The 19,549-nt window shown below is 37.9% G+C and carries 20 protein-coding genes; 19 read left to right on the top strand and 1 reads right to left on the bottom strand.

Translation table 11 applies throughout. The annotated features are described in order from the left end of the window. Window positions 1-187: 187 nt before the first annotated feature. The 10 genes from ECA1_RS13320 (at window position 188) to ECA1_RS13275 (ending at window position 8,607) form a co-directional block, all read left to right on the top strand. Complete coding sequence (locus ECA1_RS13320; RefSeq protein ID WP_002290540.1) at window positions 188-391, top strand: hypothetical protein; 204 nt, start codon at window positions 188-190, stop codon at window positions 389-391. A gap of 523 nt (window positions 392-914) precedes the next feature. Continuing rightward, a complete protein-coding gene (locus ECA1_RS13315) occupies window positions 915-1,601 on the top strand; it encodes a glycerophosphodiester phosphodiesterase (RefSeq protein WP_002337529.1) in 687 nt (228 codons plus the stop codon). Next, the gene (locus tag ECA1_RS13310) at window positions 1,564-2,403 is read left to right on the top strand and encodes an ABC transporter permease (protein WP_060792737.1); all 840 of its coding nucleotides are present in this window, start codon (window positions 1,564-1,566) and stop codon (window positions 2,401-2,403) included. Before ECA1_RS13315 ends, ECA1_RS13310 begins: the two co-directional genes overlap by 38 nt. Before the next feature lie 15 nt (window positions 2,404-2,418). Then, window positions 2,419-3,396 carry an ABC transporter ATP-binding protein gene (locus tag ECA1_RS13305; protein ID WP_002337527.1) on the top strand — a complete coding sequence of 326 codons (978 nt, stop codon included), beginning with the start codon at window positions 2,419-2,421 and terminating at the stop codon, window positions 3,394-3,396. Then, entirely contained in the window at window positions 3,393-4,559 is a 1,167-nt protein-coding gene (locus ECA1_RS13300; RefSeq protein WP_002337526.1) for an extracellular solute-binding protein, read from the top strand. The genes ECA1_RS13305 and ECA1_RS13300 overlap by 4 nt, the downstream gene beginning before the upstream one ends. Next, window positions 4,556-5,470, top strand: a complete 915-nt coding sequence (locus tag ECA1_RS13295) for an ABC transporter permease (RefSeq protein ID WP_002337525.1) — start codon at window positions 4,556-4,558, stop codon at window positions 5,468-5,470. The genes ECA1_RS13300 and ECA1_RS13295 overlap by 4 nt, the downstream gene beginning before the upstream one ends. A gap of 36 nt (window positions 5,471-5,506) precedes the next feature. Next, window positions 5,507-6,001, top strand: a complete 495-nt coding sequence (locus ECA1_RS13290; protein WP_002337524.1) for a hypothetical protein — start codon at window positions 5,507-5,509, stop codon at window positions 5,999-6,001. Further along, entirely contained in the window at window positions 5,982-6,977 is a 996-nt protein-coding gene (locus ECA1_RS13285) for a CehA/McbA family metallohydrolase (RefSeq protein WP_060792736.1), read from the top strand. Before ECA1_RS13290 ends, ECA1_RS13285 begins: the two co-directional genes overlap by 20 nt. Window positions 6,978-7,554: 577 nt before the next feature. After that, window positions 7,555-8,019: a single-stranded DNA-binding protein gene (gene ssb / locus ECA1_RS13280; protein ID WP_060792735.1), complete on the top strand. Its 465-nt coding sequence runs from the start codon at window positions 7,555-7,557 to the stop codon at window positions 8,017-8,019. Between the two features lie 108 nt (window positions 8,020-8,127). Then, entirely contained in the window at window positions 8,128-8,607 is a 480-nt protein-coding gene (locus ECA1_RS13275) for an ArpU family phage packaging/lysis transcriptional regulator (protein WP_016612331.1), read from the top strand. A gap of 400 nt (window positions 8,608-9,007) precedes the next feature. On the opposite strand, the gene ECA1_RS13270 is transcribed toward ECA1_RS13275, so the two are convergent. Beyond that, window positions 9,008-9,688 carry an IS6 family transposase gene (locus tag ECA1_RS13270; RefSeq protein WP_016628553.1) on the bottom strand — a complete coding sequence of 227 codons (681 nt, stop codon included), beginning with the start codon at window positions 9,686-9,688 and terminating at the stop codon, window positions 9,008-9,010. Between the two features lie 52 nt (window positions 9,689-9,740). Here ECA1_RS13270 and ECA1_RS13265 point away from each other — a divergent pair, with 52 nt between their 5' ends. The 9 genes from ECA1_RS13265 to ECA1_RS13225 all read left to right on the top strand — a co-directional run bounded on the left by ECA1_RS13265 (window position 9,741) and on the right by ECA1_RS13225 (window position 19,534). After that, window positions 9,741-10,568: a LacI family DNA-binding transcriptional regulator gene (locus ECA1_RS13265; RefSeq protein WP_236596036.1), complete on the top strand. Its 828-nt coding sequence runs from the start codon at window positions 9,741-9,743 to the stop codon at window positions 10,566-10,568. A gap of 244 nt (window positions 10,569-10,812) precedes the next feature. Next, entirely contained in the window at window positions 10,813-11,838 is a 1,026-nt protein-coding gene (locus tag ECA1_RS13260) for a LacI family DNA-binding transcriptional regulator (protein WP_002338088.1), read from the top strand. Between the two features lie 137 nt (window positions 11,839-11,975). Further along, window positions 11,976-13,241 (top strand): extracellular solute-binding protein, encoded by a 1,266-nt coding sequence (locus ECA1_RS13255; RefSeq protein ID WP_016853349.1) that lies wholly within the window; start codon window positions 11,976-11,978, stop codon window positions 13,239-13,241. Between the two features lie 82 nt (window positions 13,242-13,323). After that, complete coding sequence (locus ECA1_RS13250) at window positions 13,324-14,220, top strand: carbohydrate ABC transporter permease (RefSeq protein WP_060792734.1); 897 nt, start codon at window positions 13,324-13,326, stop codon at window positions 14,218-14,220. 15 nt (window positions 14,221-14,235) lie between these two features. Then, window positions 14,236-15,060 carry a carbohydrate ABC transporter permease gene (locus tag ECA1_RS13245; protein ID WP_002338085.1) on the top strand — a complete coding sequence of 275 codons (825 nt, stop codon included), beginning with the start codon at window positions 14,236-14,238 and terminating at the stop codon, window positions 15,058-15,060. Between the two features lie 31 nt (window positions 15,061-15,091). Beyond that, complete coding sequence (locus tag ECA1_RS13240; protein ID WP_002329911.1) at window positions 15,092-16,402, top strand: alpha-glucosidase/alpha-galactosidase; 1,311 nt, start codon at window positions 15,092-15,094, stop codon at window positions 16,400-16,402. Window positions 16,403-16,550: 148 nt separating this feature from the next. Then, window positions 16,551-17,810: an extracellular solute-binding protein gene (locus ECA1_RS13235; protein ID WP_060792733.1), complete on the top strand. Its 1,260-nt coding sequence runs from the start codon at window positions 16,551-16,553 to the stop codon at window positions 17,808-17,810. A 9-nt stretch (window positions 17,811-17,819) separates the two neighbouring features. Further along, entirely contained in the window at window positions 17,820-18,692 is an 873-nt protein-coding gene (locus tag ECA1_RS13230) for a carbohydrate ABC transporter permease (protein ID WP_002290370.1), read from the top strand. An 11-nt stretch (window positions 18,693-18,703) separates the two neighbouring features. Continuing rightward, window positions 18,704-19,534: a carbohydrate ABC transporter permease gene (locus ECA1_RS13225; RefSeq protein ID WP_060792732.1), complete on the top strand. Its 831-nt coding sequence runs from the start codon at window positions 18,704-18,706 to the stop codon at window positions 19,532-19,534. The last annotated feature ends 15 nt before the right edge of the window (window positions 19,535-19,549 follow it).

Genomic DNA, 19,549 nt, shown 5'->3' with positions numbered 1-19,549 from the left:
CACGGTTTCTGAAGGAGCGGTGGTGGTGGCTGGAGCGACTGAAGGAACAAGCATTTCACTCGAATTTAGACATAAAAAAAAGCTGAAAGCCTTGATAAATATAGGTTTTTAGCGTGAGTTATGGTATAATATGAGTACAGTAAAGTTTGTGACGGTGGCGCTTTTTTTGAAAGTGAGGTGGTGCATTATGAATGTACTATCGAAATCTGAAGAAAGGAGTAGCCTTTTGCAAGATGTGGATATAATCGGCATTTTGTTAGCAATAGCGCCTGTTTTGTTAGCCTTCATTGGTTTAATCGAAGCATGTGTGAAACTAGCAGATACGATTATAAACACGCGTTCTTCTAAGCGTAAAAGCAAGAAGAAACGAAAAAAGAATGCAAAAAAATAACCGTCAGCTTTAGCCAGAGGACGATTATTTTTTAACAATTAATTAAACTGGCCACCGTCTTAAACGGTGCTGTAGGGGAGTTGTTAGCGCAACTCCTCTTTACATAGTAAGTATAGCAAGATTTCAGTGAAATATCAACCTTTTGCTCTACAGACGTGCCTTGCACGTCTATTTTTTTTGCCCTCCTAAGTGGTGGAGGCGGCTGGAACGTGGAGGGCAAAAAAGATCGCTTTTATTTCTTAAAAAAGATCTAAGTACCACCATTGTTGTCTGTGAGGACAGCTTTTTTTGTGGGCTAGGCATAGCAAAAAGGGGCAGTAGGTTAAAAGCTGGGAATGTAGAACTACTTAATTGGTGAAACTAGCTAGAAGGGCAAAATCGACGATTCATGAGTTCGAAGGAAGGAGAATGCAAGATTTACAACTAGTTTACTGAAAAAACGTGTGGAATTTACAAGAATTTAACGCTTCATCGGTATAGTGGACGTGTGGGAGAAAATCACGGAATTAAAGGAGGGGTAAAAATGACCATGATCACCGCACACTCTGGTAGTGACAATATGGGGGAGAATAGCTGGACATTTATTCGCTTTTGTTTGGATCGCCAGCTTTGTTTTGAAGTAGATGTGCGTCAGCAAACAGATGGTACGCTAATACTAGCCCATGACAGGCAAGAAGTTGTCCCAGAATCGGTAACCCTTGAGCAAGTGTTTCAAGCAGTGGCCAATGAGAAGACAACCATGACTATTAACTGTGATTTAAAAGAAGAGGGATTGGAAATGGCCGTTTTTTCGCTGGCACAAACCTATCAAATCTGGACACAAATTGTTCTCAGTGGCTATGTACGAGTATCTTGGGCCGCGATTTGGGGAAAGCATATATTTTATAATATTGAAAATCAGTTCGAAGGGAAAAAACTTGGGGATATTACCGAAGCAGATTTGATCGAAACCTTACAGGAATTAGCCTATCAAAGCGTTCAAATCGTCAATATTCATGAAGGATGGTTAACTGAGTTGGCCCGTGAAGTGGGGCAGCAGCTAGGATTGACATTTTCTGTTTGGACAGTCAATGAACTAGAAACGATTGAGTACCTTGCGAGCTGTGGTGTTTATAATATAACCTCACGTTGTGCATGGGCCTATTTATTATGGAAGAAAGGAGCAAAAAGTCATGCTGAAATACTTGAATCCCAAGCGTCTTTATCATAGCTTTGGGAAAAGATACTTCTGGAATTTTTTCCTTTTTGCTTGTTTTCTCTTGTTTTTTTACAGCCCATTGTTAAATACCTTGATGCTAGCCTTTGCGGATACCTATCAAGTTCCCCATGTTTTCCCGACGAAGTTTGGGTTTGAATGGTGGAAATATATTTTTAGTCAAGATGATTTGTTGCAATCAATTGTGAATTCCTTTGTGATTGCGGTTTTGGCAACGGCAATTTCCCTCGTGATTTGTGTCCCTGCTGCATATGCCCTTGCTCGCTTTGAATTTAAAGGAAGAAGCTTCTTCTTGTTTTCCTTTTTACTCTCGAATGCGTTCCCTAAAATTGGGCTGTATACGGCTTTAGGTATTTTGTTCTATCGCTTTCAACTTATGGGGACCTTAGCTGGCGTGTTGATTGTTCATATATTAAATACGATGATTTTTATGATCTGGATTCCTGTTAGTTCGTTTCAAACAATTCATCAGCAACAAGAAGAAGCAGCCAGAGATGTTGGCGCCGGTCCTTTTCGTACCTTTCTAAAAGTAACGATGCCAAGTGCGATTCCAGGTATTGCTGTTGCATCCATGTATACCTTTTTAGGTTCGATGGAAGAGGCCCAAGGTACTTTGCTAGTCGGGTTCCCCGAAATCAAAACAATGGCTACCTCAATGTATAGCGTAATTTTGGACTATCCACCAATGGCAGGTGCTGTCTTTTCCCTGTTGCTTCTATTGCCGACAATTTTGATTATTTGGCTTTGTCGAAAAATTTTCGGAAAAGATATTTTTTCTGGTGGGATGTCACTGTAAAACAGGAGGAACGAAATGGCAATGGAAAAGGTACAAATACAAAAAATGAGTAAAACCTATGAAAATGGCGATGGGGTAAAAGCCATTGATTTAACGATCCATGAAGGGGAAATTTTGACCCTTTTAGGACCATCAGGTTGCGGTAAAAGTACGATTTTACGCTGCTTGGGGGGCTTCCAACCGATTGACGAAGGACGGATTGTAATCGATGGGGAAGATGTCACCACGACGCCGCCAGAAAAACGGCCTACCTCCATGGTATTTCAGAGCTACAATTTATGGAATCATATGACCGTGTATGAAAACCTGGCCTTTGGCTTAAAGTTAAGGAAGCTTCCAAAAGGAAAGATTAAAGAGCAAATTTCTGACATGCTGACCTTACTAGGGTTACCAGATGTTGCAAAAAAATTTCCTAATCAGCTTTCTGGCGGCCAACAACAACGGATTGCAATTGGTCGCTCCTTGCTATTGGATCCATCTGTTTTATTACTAGATGAGCCATATTCGGCTCTAGATGCCAAAATTCGGCAGCAGATGCGAGAAGAGCTAAAACGAATCCAAAAAGAAACTGGTGTGACGGTTGTCTTTGTGACCCACGACCAAGAAGAAGCAATGGCGCTATCCAATCGCATCGTGGTGATGGAGCAAGGGAAAATTGCGCAAATCGGGACGCCGTCAGAGATTTATGATGCACCAAAGAGTCGCTATATTGCTTCGTTTATCGGAGAGATGAACTTTTTTAAAGAAAATAATGGCTTAGAAATTGCCTTTCGTCCAGAGGATGCGCTCCTTTCTGCTACTTCTGGGACCTATCAGGGACAGATCAAACAATTGATGCCAGTAGGTCATTATAGTGTTGCGACCATCCTGTATCAACGGCAATTACTGAAGATTTATTTAGCAAAAGGTGACAGCAACAAATTTGAAGAAGAGCAACAGGTGTACTTTACAATCCAAAAATCAATCACGTATCAGGAGGAAAAAGTAGGATGAAAAAAATGGGAAAAGTAGTAGCTGGGGTAGTAAGTCTTGTGGCAGCGGCAATGGTATTTAGCGGATGTGGGACGAGTCAAGCAAGTGAAACTGCAACAGAAAAGGAAACAGTAACGCTATGGGCAGGTGGATCGGACAATGTCAAAGTCGGAATGGACAAAATTGTCGATGCCTTTAATGAAAGTGAAGCTGGCGAAAAGTATGAGCTGAAGTTACAGTTTATTTTATCTGGTACAGGGACGCAAAGCTTAATGGATCGGATTGTTGCAGCGAAAAAAACCGATCAAAAGGATACAGATTATGACTTGATTCTGGCTTCCGATGCTGAATATGCGACCTATGTACAAGAAGGTGGAGAGGATATTTTCACGCCATATGACGCAGCCAACATCCCTAATTTAGAAAATGTGAAAACGCAAGTATCAGACGGTGAAGGAGTTTTGGTACCATATCGTGGAACGACGGTTGTCTTGGCCTATGATTCAAGTAAAGTAACGAATCCTCCAAAAACAGCAGATGAGTTATACCAATGGATTCACGACAATCCAGGACAATTTGCTTACAACACGCCAGGATCTGGCGGTGCCGGTGGAGCATTCGTTCAAACAGCTATCTACAATTTCTTGCCAGAAGAAGCACTAACCTCGAGTGATACCAAGTGGGAAGAGCAATGGCAATCAGGCTTTGATTTATTAGCAGAGCTGCATCCAGATTTATACCAATCTGGTGGAAATGTTATTTACCCAAATAAAAACCAAGGGACTCTTGATTTGCTTGTAAATGGTGAGGTCTCAATGATTCCTGCATGGGCAGATATGTTGATTACCAACCTGTCAAATGGCACTTTGCCTGACACGGTTAAAATGACACAAATTACCCCTGGGTTTACTGGAAATGTCGATGCTCTAGCTATTCCATCTATTGGCTCTAATCCAGAAGGGGCACAGGCTGTTATGAACTTTATGCTAACGGAAGATGCACAACAAATCTTGTTGGATTCGATGGCAGCAATTCCAGTTATTGATAGCAGCAAGTTATCTTCTGACAATTCTAAGTACCTAGAAGGTTTAGATATTAGTTCATTTAGAACGAGCAGCATTGGCACATTAGGCAATACCTTAAATGAACGTTGGGATCAAGAAATCGGCACACTTTCAAAATGATGCAAGAACTCAAAACCAAGGAATCCTTTGAAACAACCGGAGACAACCCACAGATAAAAGCGGGATTTTGGAAAAAGCATGGACCTAAGCTGATCCCTTACCTCATGATTTTTCCAGCTTTTAGCATGGTGATGCTGTTTATTGTGTACCCTGTCTTGACTACTGTGGTTCGTAGTTTTCAAGATGGGGAAACAAAGGCCTTTACTTGGAAAAATTACACTTATTTTTTAACGGACCCAATCCAGTTGGATAATCTTTGGTATACCTTGGAAATTGTCATTACTACCGTGATTTTCTCATTGGTATTTGGTTACGGGTTAGCCTTATACATCCGCTTTAAGAAAAATCGGTTTAGCCGATGGATGAGTGTGCTGAATATGGTGCCTCGTTTTGTCCCTGGGCTAGTGGCAGTGTATGCTATGACAATGGTGATTCGGGATGCGGGAGTGATTAACCGAATAAGTCAGTGGTTTGGTCTTAATTTTAAACCAGGGTTAATGTTTAATGAACGGGGAATTATTTTAATGAATCTCTGGTTCAACATTCCGTTTGTTACACTGTTGATTCTGGCGGGACTCTCGGCTATTCGGAATGCGTCGATTGAAGCCGCTAAAGACATTGGCGCCTCAAAATGGCAGATATTTTTAAAAGTGATTCTACCGAACACATACAAAGACATTGTGGTGGCGATGACCTTTGTCTTTATGGGAAATGTTGGCTCCTTTACGACACCATTTTTGATGGGAGGAAATCACCCGAAAATGTTGGGAATTGCGCTATATGACCAATTCAACAGCTACATGGATTATGAGCGTACCTCTGCGCTTTCGGTGATTATGTTCTTGATTTGTTCCGTGTCGGCGGTTGTCTATATCGCAACGAATCTGAAAAAGGAACAGGTTCGGCGCTAGCCATGCCGCAGCAATGTAAAAAAGAAAGGTGAGACTATGAGCAATCATCCAGATAAGCAGGAAACGGTCATATTACAGGAACGCTATCAATTAGGGGAACGACACCATCAAACGCATATAAAAGTTCCCTTTGTCGTGGCTGAAGCCTACGAGTATATCATGATTCAATTTTCCTATGGGCCTCAAATTGTTGACACCGAAGAAGCGAAGCCATACTTGGAACAAGCGGTGCTCCGATATTTTACACCAGAGGAGCAAACAGAGGGCAACTGGCAGAATTTTTTGCCCTTAGTGAACCTATTGACGCTTTCGGTTTCTCAAGAGGGGCATTATTTGGGCTGTTACCACCATAAGGCAGCAACCCAAGAAATCTATTTATCCGCTAAAACCAGCTCATTGGGATTTGAACGTGTGTCTCCGACTCCTGGTTTCTGGGAGTTACAGATTAGTTTGCATTGTATGCTTTCTAGAAAAGGCTTTGCAGAAATTTGTGTGATTGGAGGCCAGCAGGATGAAGTATTATCCCATTGAATTGCATGCTCATACGTGCCATAGTGATGGCGAATTTTCCATTCATCAATTGATACAAGCTGCCAAAGAGGAGCCGTACCAAGTGTTGACCGTCACGGATCATAATACCTTCGCACCTTATGCACAATGGCGACAAGAAAAGCTGGAACAAAACCAGCAGGATGATTTTGATGGCAATCTCCTAGTTGTACCCGGTATCGAGTGGACAACTTTTTATGGGCACATGCTGGTGATTGGTGCAAATCAAGTGATTGACTGGCGCCAAGCACAAAAAAGAAGCCTTGATCCACAATTGCGTCAAATCAAGGCGGCTCAGGGAATTGTGGGGATTGCGCATCCTTTTTCAATTGGCAGCCCTATTTGCACAGGATGTCACTGGGATTTTCACATTGAAGATTATGGGTTAGTGGATTTTATCGAAGTATGGAATCGTACCACACCAGATGAAAAATATCGCAGTCAACTGGCTTATGAATGGTGGACCTCGTTGCTGTTACAAGGAGAACGTATTTCCTGCAGCGGAGGTAGAGACTGGCACCGAATGGAAGCTCCTTCCGAAAACACGGCAATCAGTTATATTGGATTGGAAACCTTCACGCTAACGGAGGTTTACCAGAGTCTCCGCCAAGGGAATTTCTATATTTCCTTAGGACCAGTAATGGAGCTCTCTTTCCAGCAAGCCCATCAGAACTATTACATGGGGGATAATCTCTTGCCAGAGAAGGGGATTTTACAGATTATGGTACAAGACACCCCACAGCCTCGATTACAAGCTTTTGGGTTTGACCCTAAAACAATTCGCATGATTCAAAATGAACAGGTGGTCGCCGAAACGAAACTGACCAAAGGGGAGCCTTTACGGGTACCACTAGAGCTTGTTCCTGGATATCTTCGGGTTGAAGTGCTAGGTACCGCCAAGGGGCAGAAAAATCAACGTCTGATTCTCAGTAATCCTTTTTACATTCAAGAGAGCTAGAAGTTGCTACGTAAAGAAACAATAACCAACAACATCCTAGAGAGACTGCTGGCTCTTCGACATTTAGTGTTGGTAGAGAAATACAACTGAAAATTTAGTCATAACCAGTTAAGCAGAGTGCTCAACTGGTTTTTATTTTACTTGGAAGATCAAGCCTTGAATGAGATACATTCTTGCTCGAAAGTTGTGGAAATTTCGATAGCCTTAGGCTACTCGTTTTATTGCTTTTATCTTTTTGTTTGTTCCTTCTAATGCACCATTATTACACCTGATTTCTAAAGCATATTGAATCCCTAATTTTTATTTATTTAAAAACGTCAGCTTCTTACAAAACCATTGTGGGAGGCGTTTATCTAAGCTGTTAATCGTATTGAAAAAGCTTTGACTGTCCTTGTGTTTAAAGTGATAGAGGGGGAGTTTAGAAGTCTCGTAAGCCCTTGTTAACCGTGGTTTCAGGAATCAAAAAGGCAGACAAGACGACCTATCATGCAAAAATCAAGTTGAGCGATACGGGACAGATCACTTTTGTATCATTTGTCAATGCGCTAAAAAAAGCAAAGAAAGTAGGGAATAAAGCATGATCAATAACGTCGTATTAGTAGGAAGATTAACGAGAGATCCAGAATTAAAATTTACACCGAACGGTGCTGCAGTGGCCACGTTCACTTTGGCCGTGAATCGAAATTTTACCAATCAAAGCGGTCAAAGAGAAGCTGACTCCATCAATTGTGTCATTTGGCGTAAACCAGCCGAAACCCTTGCCAATTACGCCAAGAAAGGGACGCTTCTCGGCGTGACTGGACGTATTCAGACAAGATCTTACGATAACCCACAAGGGCAGCGAGTGTACGTCACAGAAGTCGTGGCAGAGACGTTTCAATTAATGGAATCAAAAGAGGTGTCTGAGCAGCGTGCGAATGAGACCAACGAAACAGCTGAAAAAAGCAAACCGACACCGCCGCCGCTACCTAAACAAGAAACGGATCCATTTGCACAAAGCAGTTCGGCCATCGATTTATCAGATGATGATTTGCCATTTTGAGAAACAAAGACTTGGAATCTTTTTCCAGGTCTTTTTTGAATTAAAAAAGAAATTATTTAGGTGCAAACGACAGCTGTGTGTATCACCTATCATGAAAAGAGGAATAATGTGCGATTATTTGATGTTCACCAATTTGAATTACCTGAAAAAGAGGTGATCGATTGGGAAAAAACCAAAGGAGAGATCGGATCGATGCTCTCTAGTTATCTTGTTTCAAGAGAAAGGATGGGATTGACGAGAATGCCGCCGATCCATTCAACGTATTCGCTCTTAGACCAAGATATACCAGAAATCAAACACTCTAGCTTTGTTCAAGAAAATCAGCAGTTCAAACAAGAGTTTCTTTATTTTCACCACTTGTTTTCTTTGGGTCTGACGGCCATTAGCCATCCATATAAACCAGAAATCACCGATCGGAGACGAAAGATCTTTTTGATGCGTTTTGTTTACGGATTATCAATCAATCACGTGAGTGATCGGATCCATTATCAGAAAAATGTGATCGTCGATGATTCTCAATCAGGCTTACTGCAGTTTGCGAACGCTTTGTCTATTTTGGCTTTAAAAGAACAAGAGATCTCTGCCTGATCCTGGTATTTTTTTCTATCGATCACTTCGGGTTGTGTCAGCAACACGGTTTCTGAAGGAGCGGTGGTGGTGGCTGGAGCGACTGAAGGAACAAGCATTTCACTCGAATTTAGACATAAAAAAAAGCTAAAAGCCTTGATAAATATAGGTTTTTAGCGTGAGTTATGGTATAATATGAGTACAGTAAAGTTTGTGACGGTGGCGCTTTTTTTGAAAGTGAGGTGGTGCATTATGAATGTACTATCGAAATCTGAAGAAAGGAGTAGCCTTTTGCAAGATGTGGATATAATCGGCATTTTGTTAGCAATAGCGCCTGTTTTGTTAGCCTTCATTGGTTTAATCGAAGGGTTCTGTTGCAAAGTTTTAAAATAAACAACCAGCATTCCGTTTTGACTGCTTTTTAAGCTGGGATACCCAATAAGACCTTGATTTCAGTGCAAACCGAAAAGCCGAAGAGTGTGCCCTCTTTTCGGCTTTTCTTGTATATTCCGCGAATCGTTTCCATGCCTTTAATCGTTGTTGAGGCAGTGCGTAAGCTTCGATAAAATTTATTCCGACGTTTGATTGGTCGATGATCTTGCTCAATCAAGTTATTGAGATACTTAACTGTTCTGTGTTCTGTCTTCGTATACAGACCAGCTTTTTGTAATTTTTTAAACGCACTGCCAATAGATGGTGCCTTGTCTGTGACTAGAACCTTTGGTTCGCCAAACTGCTTTCTAAGACGTTTTAAAAATGCGTAGGCTGCTTGTGTGTCGCGTTTTTTACGTAGCCAAATGTCCAGCGTTAAACCGTCTGCATCGATCGCGCGATACAAATAGTGCCAGGTCCCTTTGATTTTGATATAAGTTTCATCCATTTTCCACGAATAAAAAGACTGTCTATTTTTCTTTTTCCAAATTTGATATAGGGCTTTGCCGTATTCTTGTACCCAACGGTAAATCGTTGTATGACACACATGAATGCCACGATCATAAAGTATTTCCTGAACGTCTCGATAGCTGAGGTTATAACGAAGATAATAGCCAACGGCGACAATAATCACGTCTTTTTGAAATTGTTTCCCTTTGAAATGCTTCATCTTCGTTCCTCCAAGCTATCTTTTCTATAATTTTAACTTAAAATAGATTCTTTTGAAAACTTTGCAACAGAACCCTGATTTTGTATTTTCTGATCCATTTACCGCAGAAGTTTTGTCTGGAATTGAGGAACAGGCAAAGAATCATGGTTATTTTGTATTGGTGCATAATGTTAATTCAGCAGAAGATGTTAAAACTATTCAGAGAAATTGGCGTTTTGAGGGGTTCATTGTTGTTGGTGTACGTGTAAAAGAATTTTTGGAATTAAATAACGTTTTTGATGGTCCTGTTGTTTATATTGATACGCATCTTTCAAAAGAGACATTAAGAGAACTTGAACAACAAATGAATCGTTTATTTGTAAATACAAATGATTACCAAGCTAGTACATTGGCAGTGGAACATTTGATTCATTATGGTCATGAGAAAATAGCGTTTCTTTCTTTTGACTACATTGTAGGTGAACCAAGTGTTATTCAAGAACGACATCAAGCTTATATCGATACATTAAAGAAATATCATTTAACCTTTAAATCGCATTGGATATATAACAACTCTGAATTTGAGCGAATTTATCAAGAATTAGCTGAATTTACTGCAATTGTTGTTACTGGAGATTATTTAGCGGCTAAATTAGTAAAATTTTTAAAAAATAAGAATAAACGAGTGATGGAACAATTATCGATTATTGGATTTGATGATATTACTTTTGCAGAATTAATGGATCCTGCGTTGACAACAATACGACTAAATCCAGGTAACAAGGGGGCGATTGCTTTTCACCAACTGATTGGACTGGCCAAACAAGAAGAAATAAAAAATCAAGTACTACTATTAGAGGGAGAATTGATTTCTCGAGACTCTGTTCACAAAATCAAATAAAAAAGCTCTGTGAAATAAGTATAGTTAACAATAAAATATCCGAACGATAGAGAGAATGAACTGTGATCTAGCAGTTCCTCGTCGCAAATTCACTAGAATTAGCATTATTTACTCTAAATTGTTCGGATATTTTTTCTTGTTTTTAATTATGATTACAGTGCCTATTTTTAACGAAATTTGCTTATTTTCAAAATGTATGATTATATTTTAGTAAACACTTTCAAATATGAAAAGAGGAGCTATTATGGTAGGAATTAGGGATGTTGCAAAACGGGCGGGTGTGTCCATTGCAACAGTATCGCGCGTGCTAAATGAGGATCCGACACTTTCAGTAACCGATGAAACCAAACGAAAGATTGCAGAATCGGTTAATTTTTATCATTATGTCAAAAAAAGTCCCGTTGCAAAAAATTTAACAAATATTGCATTAATAACGACAGTTTCTGAAGTAGATGAGTTGGAAGATCCCTATTTTCGAACGATTCGCAGAGGGATTCAAGTCGAAGCAGAACAAAGCAAAGTCAATTTGAAGAAAATTATTCGTTTGTCAGAAACACCGTTGGAGCAAGACGATTTGCTAAAATGTCAAGGTGTGTTGATTATTGGGCAGGTGCTATCTTCTGTGATTGAAGAAGTATCAGCAATTAATTCGAATGTCGTAGTGATTGATGACCCTAGTATTGAAGCTGAAGTAGATGCAGTTTATACTGATTTAACAAAAGCAACGAATCAGCATTTAGATCGATTGTATAAAAAAGGACACCGAAACATTGCGTTTATCGGAGGAGGACGTGTTCGTTTAGATAGCCAAGGAAATAAACACGTGTCAGATGATGATTATCGAAAAATAGCCTATGAGACGTGGATGAAACAAAAAGGATTAGAAAAATATAGTCAAATTTATTTAGAAGGCTGGACCACACTTGACGGAATGCAGGCAGCAGATTTACTTTTGAAAAAACATGCTAAAGATAAGTTGCCGACTGCTATCATGGTAGGAAATGATCCTATTGCTGTGGGGGTTTATCGTTCACTTCAAAAAAATGGTCTACATATTCCAGAAGATATTTCGATTGTGAGTTTTGATAATATTGAAGTTGCTGAATTTTTAACACCTGCATTAAATACGGTGAATGTGAATACAGAAGAAATTGGAAAACTAGCAGTTCGCATGGTTAATGAACGAATAAAAGAAGTTAGAAATGTTTCGATCAAAGTGATTGTTTCTAATAATATTATTGTTAGAGAAAGTGAAAAAAATATCGATTAAAAAAGTAAACATCCAAAAAAGGGTGTTTACTTTTTTGTTTACTAATATTTCTAGTAAAAAATCTTGACAAAACATTAAGTAAACAGTTATAGTGTCGTTAACAAAAAGAAAGCGCATTCAAAACAGGAGGAATTAAGATGAAACATTTCAAAAAAATAGCTTTAACAGGGATAGCTGTTTTAACTGGGACATTACTCGCAGCATGTGGTGGGGGAGATAGTAATTCTAAAGACGGGCAAGTAACTTTAAGCTATGCGAGTTGGGATACTGACCAAGCTCCAGGACTAAGAAAAATGTTAGATGAATTTGAAAAACAAAATCCTGATATCAAAGTAGAAATGGAGACAACGCCTTGGGATCAATATTGGGTTAAATTAGAAGCTGCAACAACGGGAGGTAATATGCCAGATGTAGTAACCATGCACTCTAGCGAATCCTATAAATATATGTCACAGAATGCTTTGATGGGACTTGATGATGTTATCAAAGAAAATGATATTGACATGGGAAACTTTACTGAAGGAATTGCTGATTTCTATACGCTTGAAGACGAACTATACGCAATCCCTAAAGATGCTTCTGTAGTGGGGCTATGGTACAACAAAGAATTATTTGATAATGCAGGTGTCGATTATCCAGATGAAACATGGACATGGGAAACACTCAGACAAGCTGCAATTGATTTAACAGATGAATCAAAAGGCATCTATGGTTTTGCATCACATATTGGAACAGAGACTGGCTACTGGCCATTTATTTATCAAAATGGGGGAGAAGTATTTGCCGATGACAATACAAAATCAGGTTTGAATACCCCAGAAGCACAAGAAGCTTTAGCTTTTTATCGAGATATTGCACTTGTTGATCATGCTTCACCAACAATTACAGAATTACAAGATCCTGATAAGTTAAGTCGTTTTCAATCAGGTAGATTAGCAATGATGATTGAAGGAAACTGGTTTGCACCGGGATTTTTGAAAAATGACTATCTAGTTGAAAATGTTGCTTCTGCCGTGTTACCTAAGGGAAAAGTTAATGCAACAATTACAAATGGACTTGGTTGGGCTGCCAGTGCGAATACAAAATACCCAGAAGAAGTGAAAAAACTAATGGCATTTTTAGCTAGTGAGGACGCCAATAAAATCCAAGCGGAAACGGGGGCATCAATCCCAGCACTAAAAGGCTTTGAAGACGAGTGGGCTGCTTCTTCAGATACAATTGATTTGAGTGCTTTTGGAAAAATGTTGGAGTATGGAGTCCCTCGTCCATACAATAAAGATGGATTACGAGCTGAACAAGCAGAAGTTCAAATTATTAACCGTATTCTGTCTGGTGAAGTAACTGTTGAAGATGGAACCGCTCAAATTGAAAAAGAAGTCAATGCGATATTGAGCGGAAATTAAATTAGTTAATTATACAATATACAGGCGAAAGGATTCTATTTCGTCTGTATATTAATGGATGAATACCAAAAAGGGGGATATTATGAAAAATCGAATTTTTGGAAAATATCGTAAAGATCAAGTGATATGGGGCTATATTTTTATTTTTCCAACGGCATTAGGATTAATTTTATTAAATATATGGCCAGCAATTCAAACAGCAATTTTAAGTTTTCAAAAAACGGTAGGGTTCGGTGATACTGAATGGGTCGGATTAAGAAATTACCAAAAAATGTTTGCAGACGGTGAAGTTTTTCAGTCTTTATTAAACACATTAATTTATGCAGTGGTTTCGATACCTAGTATTGTTGTATTATCCTTGTTGGTGGCAGTTTTAATGAATAGAAAAGTTAAAGGATTGTCGATTTATCGGACAATTTATTTTCTACCAGTCGTTGCTGCACCATCCGCAGTCGCAATGATTTGGCGCTGGATGTTCAATAATGATTATGGACTGATTAATAACATGTTGGCTAAAATAGGTCTCGATGGACCAGCATGGTTAACGGATCCATCGATTGCGATTTATTCTATTATCATTGTAGGAGTTTGGAGTGCTATTGGTTATAACATGGTGTTATTACTAGCCGGCTTACAAGAAATTCCTAAAGATTATTATGAAGCAGCGGAAATTGATGGTGCTAGTCCAATCCAGCAGTTTTTCAACATTACGTTACCATTAGTTACACCAACATTATTTTTTGTAGTTGTAACAACAGTTATCAATGCTTTCCAAGTATTTGATGTTATTTTTATGATGATTACTCCTAATAGTACCGCCATGTTTAAATCACAATCATTAGCCTATTTATTCTATAAACATTCATTTATTTTAAATGACAAGGGATATGGTTCGGCAATCGTTATGTTCCTTTTAGTGATTATATTAATTATTACTGCAATTCAAATGAAGTTGCAGAAAAAGTGGGTAAACTATTAAGGAGGCTATCAAATTATGAAAAATAAATTTTTTTCAAATGCGCCAATCCATATCATGCTTATTTTAGGTGGTATTGCAATGGCATTACCTTTTATTTGGATGATTTTAACTTCAGGGAAAACGTTGGTTGAATCTACCCAAATTCCACCTACAATTTTCCCTGAGAAATTTCAGCTAAGTAACTATCAACAAGTACTTGATTTATTACCATTCATGGCTTTTTATATCAATACATTTTTAATGGTTGTTGGACGAGTGATTGGCTCGGTTTTATTTTCAGCAATGGCTGCATATGCTTGTGCGCGTCTAAGTTTTCCAGGGAAAAATATCTTTTTCAGCTTAGTACTTATTCAAATGATGATTCCCGGTTCCATTTTTATTACTCCACAGTATTTATTAGCACAAAAATTGGGTATTTTAAATACAATTCCAGCATTAATATTACCAGGGGTAGTTAGTGCGTTTGGTACGTTTTTATTAAGACAATTTTTCTTAGGTTTACCTGATGAATTGGAGGAAGCGGCCTATTTAGAAGGTGCCAATATTTGGACGATCTTTTTCAAAATTATGTTGCCGCTTGCTAAATCAGGATTGGTTGCACTTGGAATATTCACAGCGTTGTTTGCATTTAAAGATTTAATGTGGCCATTGATTGTCAATACTTCAATTGATAAGATGCCTTTAGCTCCGGGATTAGCAAACTTACAAGGACAATATGCCACGAACTTCCCACAATTAATGGCAGGTTCGTTATTAGCAATTTGGCCAATGGTTGTGATATTCATCGTTTTCCAAAGAAAATTCATTGAAGGAATTGCTACAACAGGTGGTAAATTATAAAACTATTAATTAGTGATTGGAGAGTAAGTACATGACAAAAATTACATTTATTGGTGCAGGAAGTACTATTTTTGCAAAAAACGTATTAGGCGATGCGATGTTAACTCCAAGTCTACAAGATGCACATATTGCATTGTACGATATTGATGAAAAACGACTAAAAGAATCAAATTTAATGCTTAAAAATATTAATAAAAATTCGAATGAAAATCGTGCTGATATTGTTTCTTATTATGATCGCAAAGAAGCGTTAAGAGAGGCTGATTTTGTTATCAATGCTATTCAAGTGGGTGGTTATAAACCTTCAACAGTGATTGATTTTGATATTCCTAAAAAATATGGGTTGCGACAAACTATTGGTGACACCATGGGGATTGGTGGGATTTTTAGAACCCTACGGACACTACCAGTAATGTTAGACTTTGCTAAAGAAATGGAAGAAGTTTGTCCAAATGCTTGGTTATTGAACTATACAAATCCGATGGCGATGTTAACCATGGGTGTTTTAAAAGCGACGAGTATTAAGACTGTTGGTTTATGTCATAGCGTTCAAGTATGCGTACCAGAATTGTTTGAGCATTTAGGAATAGCCGATCAATATGACTTAAATGACTTTCAATGGAAAATTGCAGGCATTAATCATATGGCATTCTTGTTGGAAATTACAAAAAATGGGGAAGATTTCTATCCAACAATTCGTCAGTTAGCTGCAGAAAAACCAAATCCACATCCAGATTCTGTACGTTTTGAATTGTTGAAACGTTTTGGTTACTATATTACAGAATCAAGTGAACACAATGCAGAATACCATCCATACTTTATTAAATCAAAATACCCAGAATTGATTGACGAATTAGGGATTCCGTTGGATGAATACTTACGTCGTTGTGAACAACAAATTAATGATTGGGAAAGCATGCGAGAGGACATTGTAAATAATGGGGAGTTAACACATACGAGAAGCCGTGAATATGCTTCATATATCATGGATTCTATTACGACAGGAACTCCGTCAGTGATTGCAGGAAATGTCTTAAATAAAGGCTTAATCACAAACTTACCGACAGATGTTTGTGTGGAAGTACCTTGTTTAGTCGATAAAAATGGCGTGCAACCAACCTATGTCGGTGAATTGCCAACACAATTAGCTGCTTTAAATCGGACGAATATCAATGTTCAAGAACTGACAGTAGAAGCCGCTTTAACACTAGATAAATCAAAAATTTATCAAGCAGCGTATTTAGATCCACATCTATCATCTGAATTGTCTTTAACAGATATCAAAAATTTAGTGGATGATTTAATCGAAGCACATGGGGACTATTTACCTGAATATAATTAAAAAGAAGCTGAAAGAGTAAGGAATTTTCAATTCCTTACTCTTTTTTTAGTTAAACTTAGTAAAAATATTGACAAAACACTTAGTAAACAGTTACATTAGTGTTAACAAAAAAGAAAACGCATTCAAATTGTATAAGGAGGAGCATAAAATGAAGTGGTCTAAAAAAATCATTTTAGCTTGTATAGCACTAGGAGCAACGATCTCTTTGACTGCTTGTGGAAAAAATCAGGAAGATGCAAGCGGTAAGGTAGAAATAGAGTTTTTTAATCAAAAAAAAGAAATGACTCAAACGATTCAGGAGATTGCTAAAGATTTTGAAGCAAAAAACCCTGATATTCATGTAAAAGTTGTGGATGTACCGAATGCTGGTGAAGTAATTAAAACACGTATGCTTGCAGGCGATGTACCAGATGTCATTAATCTTTATCCTCAAAGTATAGAATTGAAAGAATGGGCGAAAGCTGGTTATTTAGAGGACTTAACCGAAGAACCGTATTTAGAGAATATCAAAAATGGATATGCACAACGTTTTGCTATTGAGGATCGTGTATATAGCATACCATTAACCGCTAATGTCTATGGTTTTTACTATAACAAAACTGCTTTTGAGGAAATGGGGATTCAAGCACCAGAAACTTGGGCAGAATTTGAAAAAATAGTAGCTGAGATTAAAGATCAAAACAAAGTACCATTTGCGATTGCAGGAGCAGAAGGCTGGACTTTAAATGGTTATCACCAACTAGCTTTAGCGACTGCTGCTGGTGGTGAAGAGGAAGCGAACAATGTTTGGCGTTTCTCAGAAGTTAATGGAATTAATGCTGAAAGCAAAGAAATGCAAAAAGATTTTAATCGATTAGATTTGTTAAGAGAACCAAAAGCTTTGCAAAACAACTGGCAAGGTGCCGGTTATAACGATACAGTAGTTACTTTTACAAAAGGTGATGCGTTGATTATGCCGAATGGTTCATGGGCAATGCCGATGATTCATTCACAAAATCCAGATTTTGAAGTAGGAACTTTTCCTTTTCCAGCAGATGAAGCAGGTCAAAGTCTAACGATTGGCGCAGGAGACCTAGCCTTATCAGTTTCTGCAACTTCTCAACATAAAGAAGAAGCCAAACGTTTTGTAGAATATATGACAACACCTGAAGCGATGCAGAAATATTATGATGTAGATGGTGCACCGTGTGCTGTTGAGGGCGTTATCGAGAATACTCAGGATTCACCATTAAGTGGTTTAACTGAACTTGCTTTTACTGATCGTCATTTAGTTTGGTTAGCCAAAGATTGGAATAGTGAAAATGATTTTTATACCTTAACAACAAGTTATTTACACAATGGCAATCAAAAAGCCATGATTAACGCATTAAATGCTTTCTTTAATCCAATGAAAGCTGACGGAAGGTAGGAAAATAAAATGAAAATAAAAGAAATTTTAAATCGTTACTGGGCAATCATTTTTGTAGCAATTCCAATTATTTTGCAGATGATTTTTTTCTACTTTCCAATGGTTCAAGGTGCTTTTTACAGTTTAACTAATTGGACTGGTCTGACTTATAATTTTGATTTTGTGGGTTTGAACAATTATAAGATTCTTTTTTCTGATCCGAAGTTTATCAAATCGATTGGCTTCACTTTAATTGTGACGCTTTGCATGATTGCTGGACAAATTGGTTTTGGTATTTTGATTGCGCGGGCGTTGAACGCAAATATTAAAGGGAAAACATTCTTTAGAGCATGGTTCTTTTTTCCAGCGGTCTTATCGGGCGTGGTTGTTTCTTTAGTATTTAAACAAATTTTTAACTATGGTTTACCAAAAATTGGTAGTATGTTAGGCATTGAATTTTTACAAACCAGTCTTTTAGGAACAACATGGGGAGCGATTTTTGCAGTAATTTTTGTTTTACTTTGGCAAGGAATTGCCATGCCAGTCATCATTTTCTTAGCGGGTTTTCAAAGTATTCCACAAGAAATTATTGAAGCTGCTAGAATGGATGGGGCGAATGATAAGCAAATTTTTTGGAATATTGAAATCACCTACTTATTACCAAGTATTTCAATGGTATTTATTATGGCATTAAAAGGTGGCTTAACAGCATTTGATCAAATTTTTGCTTTAACTGGTGGTGGACCAAGCGATGCCACAACATCTTTGGGGTTACTTGTTTATAATTATGCTTTTAAAAACAATCAGTTTGGTTATGCGAATGCTATTGCTTTAGTCTTATTTATCTTAATTGGGATTGTTTCACTGGCACAATTAAAATTATCGAAAAAATTTGAAATCTAGGAGGTTTCCCAATGAAAACATCAAAAGAAAAAAATATTTCTAAATACTTGCTTTTATTATTAGGGGGCTTCATGATTTTAGTTCCCTTAGTTTCAACGCTATTCGGTTCATTTAAAACAACACCCGATATTATGAATAATTTCTTTCGTTTTCCTAATCCAGCGACTTTGGAAAATTTCCGAAGATTGTTAGCGGATGGAATTGGTCATTACTTTTGGAATTCGGCAATCATCACAATCATTTCAGTAGTTGCTGTGACAGCAATTATTCCTATGGCTGCTTATTCACTAGCAAGAAAAATGACTCGTGGGAAAGCATACGGATTGATGTATTTATTTTTAATTTTAGGAATTTTTGTTCCTTTCCAAGTAATTATGATTCCGATTACCGTTATGATGAGTAAAATTGGTTTAGCAAATATGTGGGGATTAATCTTACTCTATCTCACTTATGCCGTACCACAGACACTATTTTTATATGTTGGTTTTATTAAACTAAATGTGCCTATCAGTCTGGATGAGGCTGCTGAAATTGATGGGGCTAGTCACTTTACAACTTATTTCAAAATTGTTTTCCCAATGTTAAAACCAATGCATGCGACGACTATTATTCTTAATGCTCTATGGTTTTGGAATGATTTCATGCTACCATTATTAATTTTAAATCGTGAGTCTAATATGTGGACACTACCATTGTTTCAATATAATTATACGGGACAATATTTTAACGACTATGGTCCAAGTTTTGCTTCCTATACAGTAGGAATTGTCACGATTACACTAGTTTATCTTGCTTTCCAAAGAAGTATTATAGCTGGAATGAGCAATGGAGCAGTGAAATAACCAATAAATTATTCT

The sequence above is a fragment of the Enterococcus casseliflavus NBRC 100478 genome (assembly GCF_001544095.1).
GTDB classification, from domain to species: Bacteria; Bacillota; Bacilli; order Lactobacillales; family Enterococcaceae; genus Enterococcus_D; species Enterococcus_D casseliflavus.
This window is presented reverse-complemented; position numbering and strand designations above follow the sequence as displayed.

What these genes read in the sequence shown, in the direction of transcription:
- ECA1_RS13320 (WP_002290540.1), top strand. Translation starts at nt 188, where the DNA reads ATGAATGTACTATCGAAATCTGAAGAAAGGAGTAGCCTTTTGCAAGAT.
- ECA1_RS13315 (WP_002337529.1), top strand. Translation starts at nt 915, where the DNA reads ATGACCATGATCACCGCACACTCTGGTAGTGACAATATGGGGGAGAAT.
- ECA1_RS13310 (WP_060792737.1), top strand. Translation starts at nt 1,564, where the DNA reads ATGCTGAAATACTTGAATCCCAAGCGTCTTTATCATAGCTTTGGGAAA.
- ECA1_RS13305 (WP_002337527.1), top strand. Translation starts at nt 2,419, where the DNA reads ATGGCAATGGAAAAGGTACAAATACAAAAAATGAGTAAAACCTATGAA.
- ECA1_RS13300 (WP_002337526.1), top strand. Translation starts at nt 3,393, where the DNA reads ATGAAAAAAATGGGAAAAGTAGTAGCTGGGGTAGTAAGTCTTGTGGCA.
- ECA1_RS13295 (WP_002337525.1), top strand. Translation starts at nt 4,556, where the DNA reads ATGATGCAAGAACTCAAAACCAAGGAATCCTTTGAAACAACCGGAGAC.
- ECA1_RS13290 (WP_002337524.1), top strand. Translation starts at nt 5,507, where the DNA reads ATGAGCAATCATCCAGATAAGCAGGAAACGGTCATATTACAGGAACGC.
- ECA1_RS13285 (WP_060792736.1), top strand. Translation starts at nt 5,982, where the DNA reads ATGAAGTATTATCCCATTGAATTGCATGCTCATACGTGCCATAGTGAT.
- ssb (WP_060792735.1), top strand. Translation starts at nt 7,555, where the DNA reads ATGATCAATAACGTCGTATTAGTAGGAAGATTAACGAGAGATCCAGAA.
- ECA1_RS13270 (WP_016628553.1), bottom strand. Translation starts at nt 9,688, where the DNA reads ATGAAGCATTTCAAAGGGAAACAATTTCAAAAAGACGTGATTATTGTC.
- ECA1_RS13260 (WP_002338088.1), top strand. Translation starts at nt 10,813, where the DNA reads ATGGTAGGAATTAGGGATGTTGCAAAACGGGCGGGTGTGTCCATTGCA.
- ECA1_RS13255 (WP_016853349.1), top strand. Translation starts at nt 11,976, where the DNA reads ATGAAACATTTCAAAAAAATAGCTTTAACAGGGATAGCTGTTTTAACT.
- ECA1_RS13250 (WP_060792734.1), top strand. Translation starts at nt 13,324, where the DNA reads ATGAAAAATCGAATTTTTGGAAAATATCGTAAAGATCAAGTGATATGG.
- ECA1_RS13245 (WP_002338085.1), top strand. Translation starts at nt 14,236, where the DNA reads ATGAAAAATAAATTTTTTTCAAATGCGCCAATCCATATCATGCTTATT.
- ECA1_RS13240 (WP_002329911.1), top strand. Translation starts at nt 15,092, where the DNA reads ATGACAAAAATTACATTTATTGGTGCAGGAAGTACTATTTTTGCAAAA.
- ECA1_RS13235 (WP_060792733.1), top strand. Translation starts at nt 16,551, where the DNA reads ATGAAGTGGTCTAAAAAAATCATTTTAGCTTGTATAGCACTAGGAGCA.
- ECA1_RS13230 (WP_002290370.1), top strand. Translation starts at nt 17,820, where the DNA reads ATGAAAATAAAAGAAATTTTAAATCGTTACTGGGCAATCATTTTTGTA.
- ECA1_RS13225 (WP_060792732.1), top strand. Translation starts at nt 18,704, where the DNA reads ATGAAAACATCAAAAGAAAAAAATATTTCTAAATACTTGCTTTTATTA.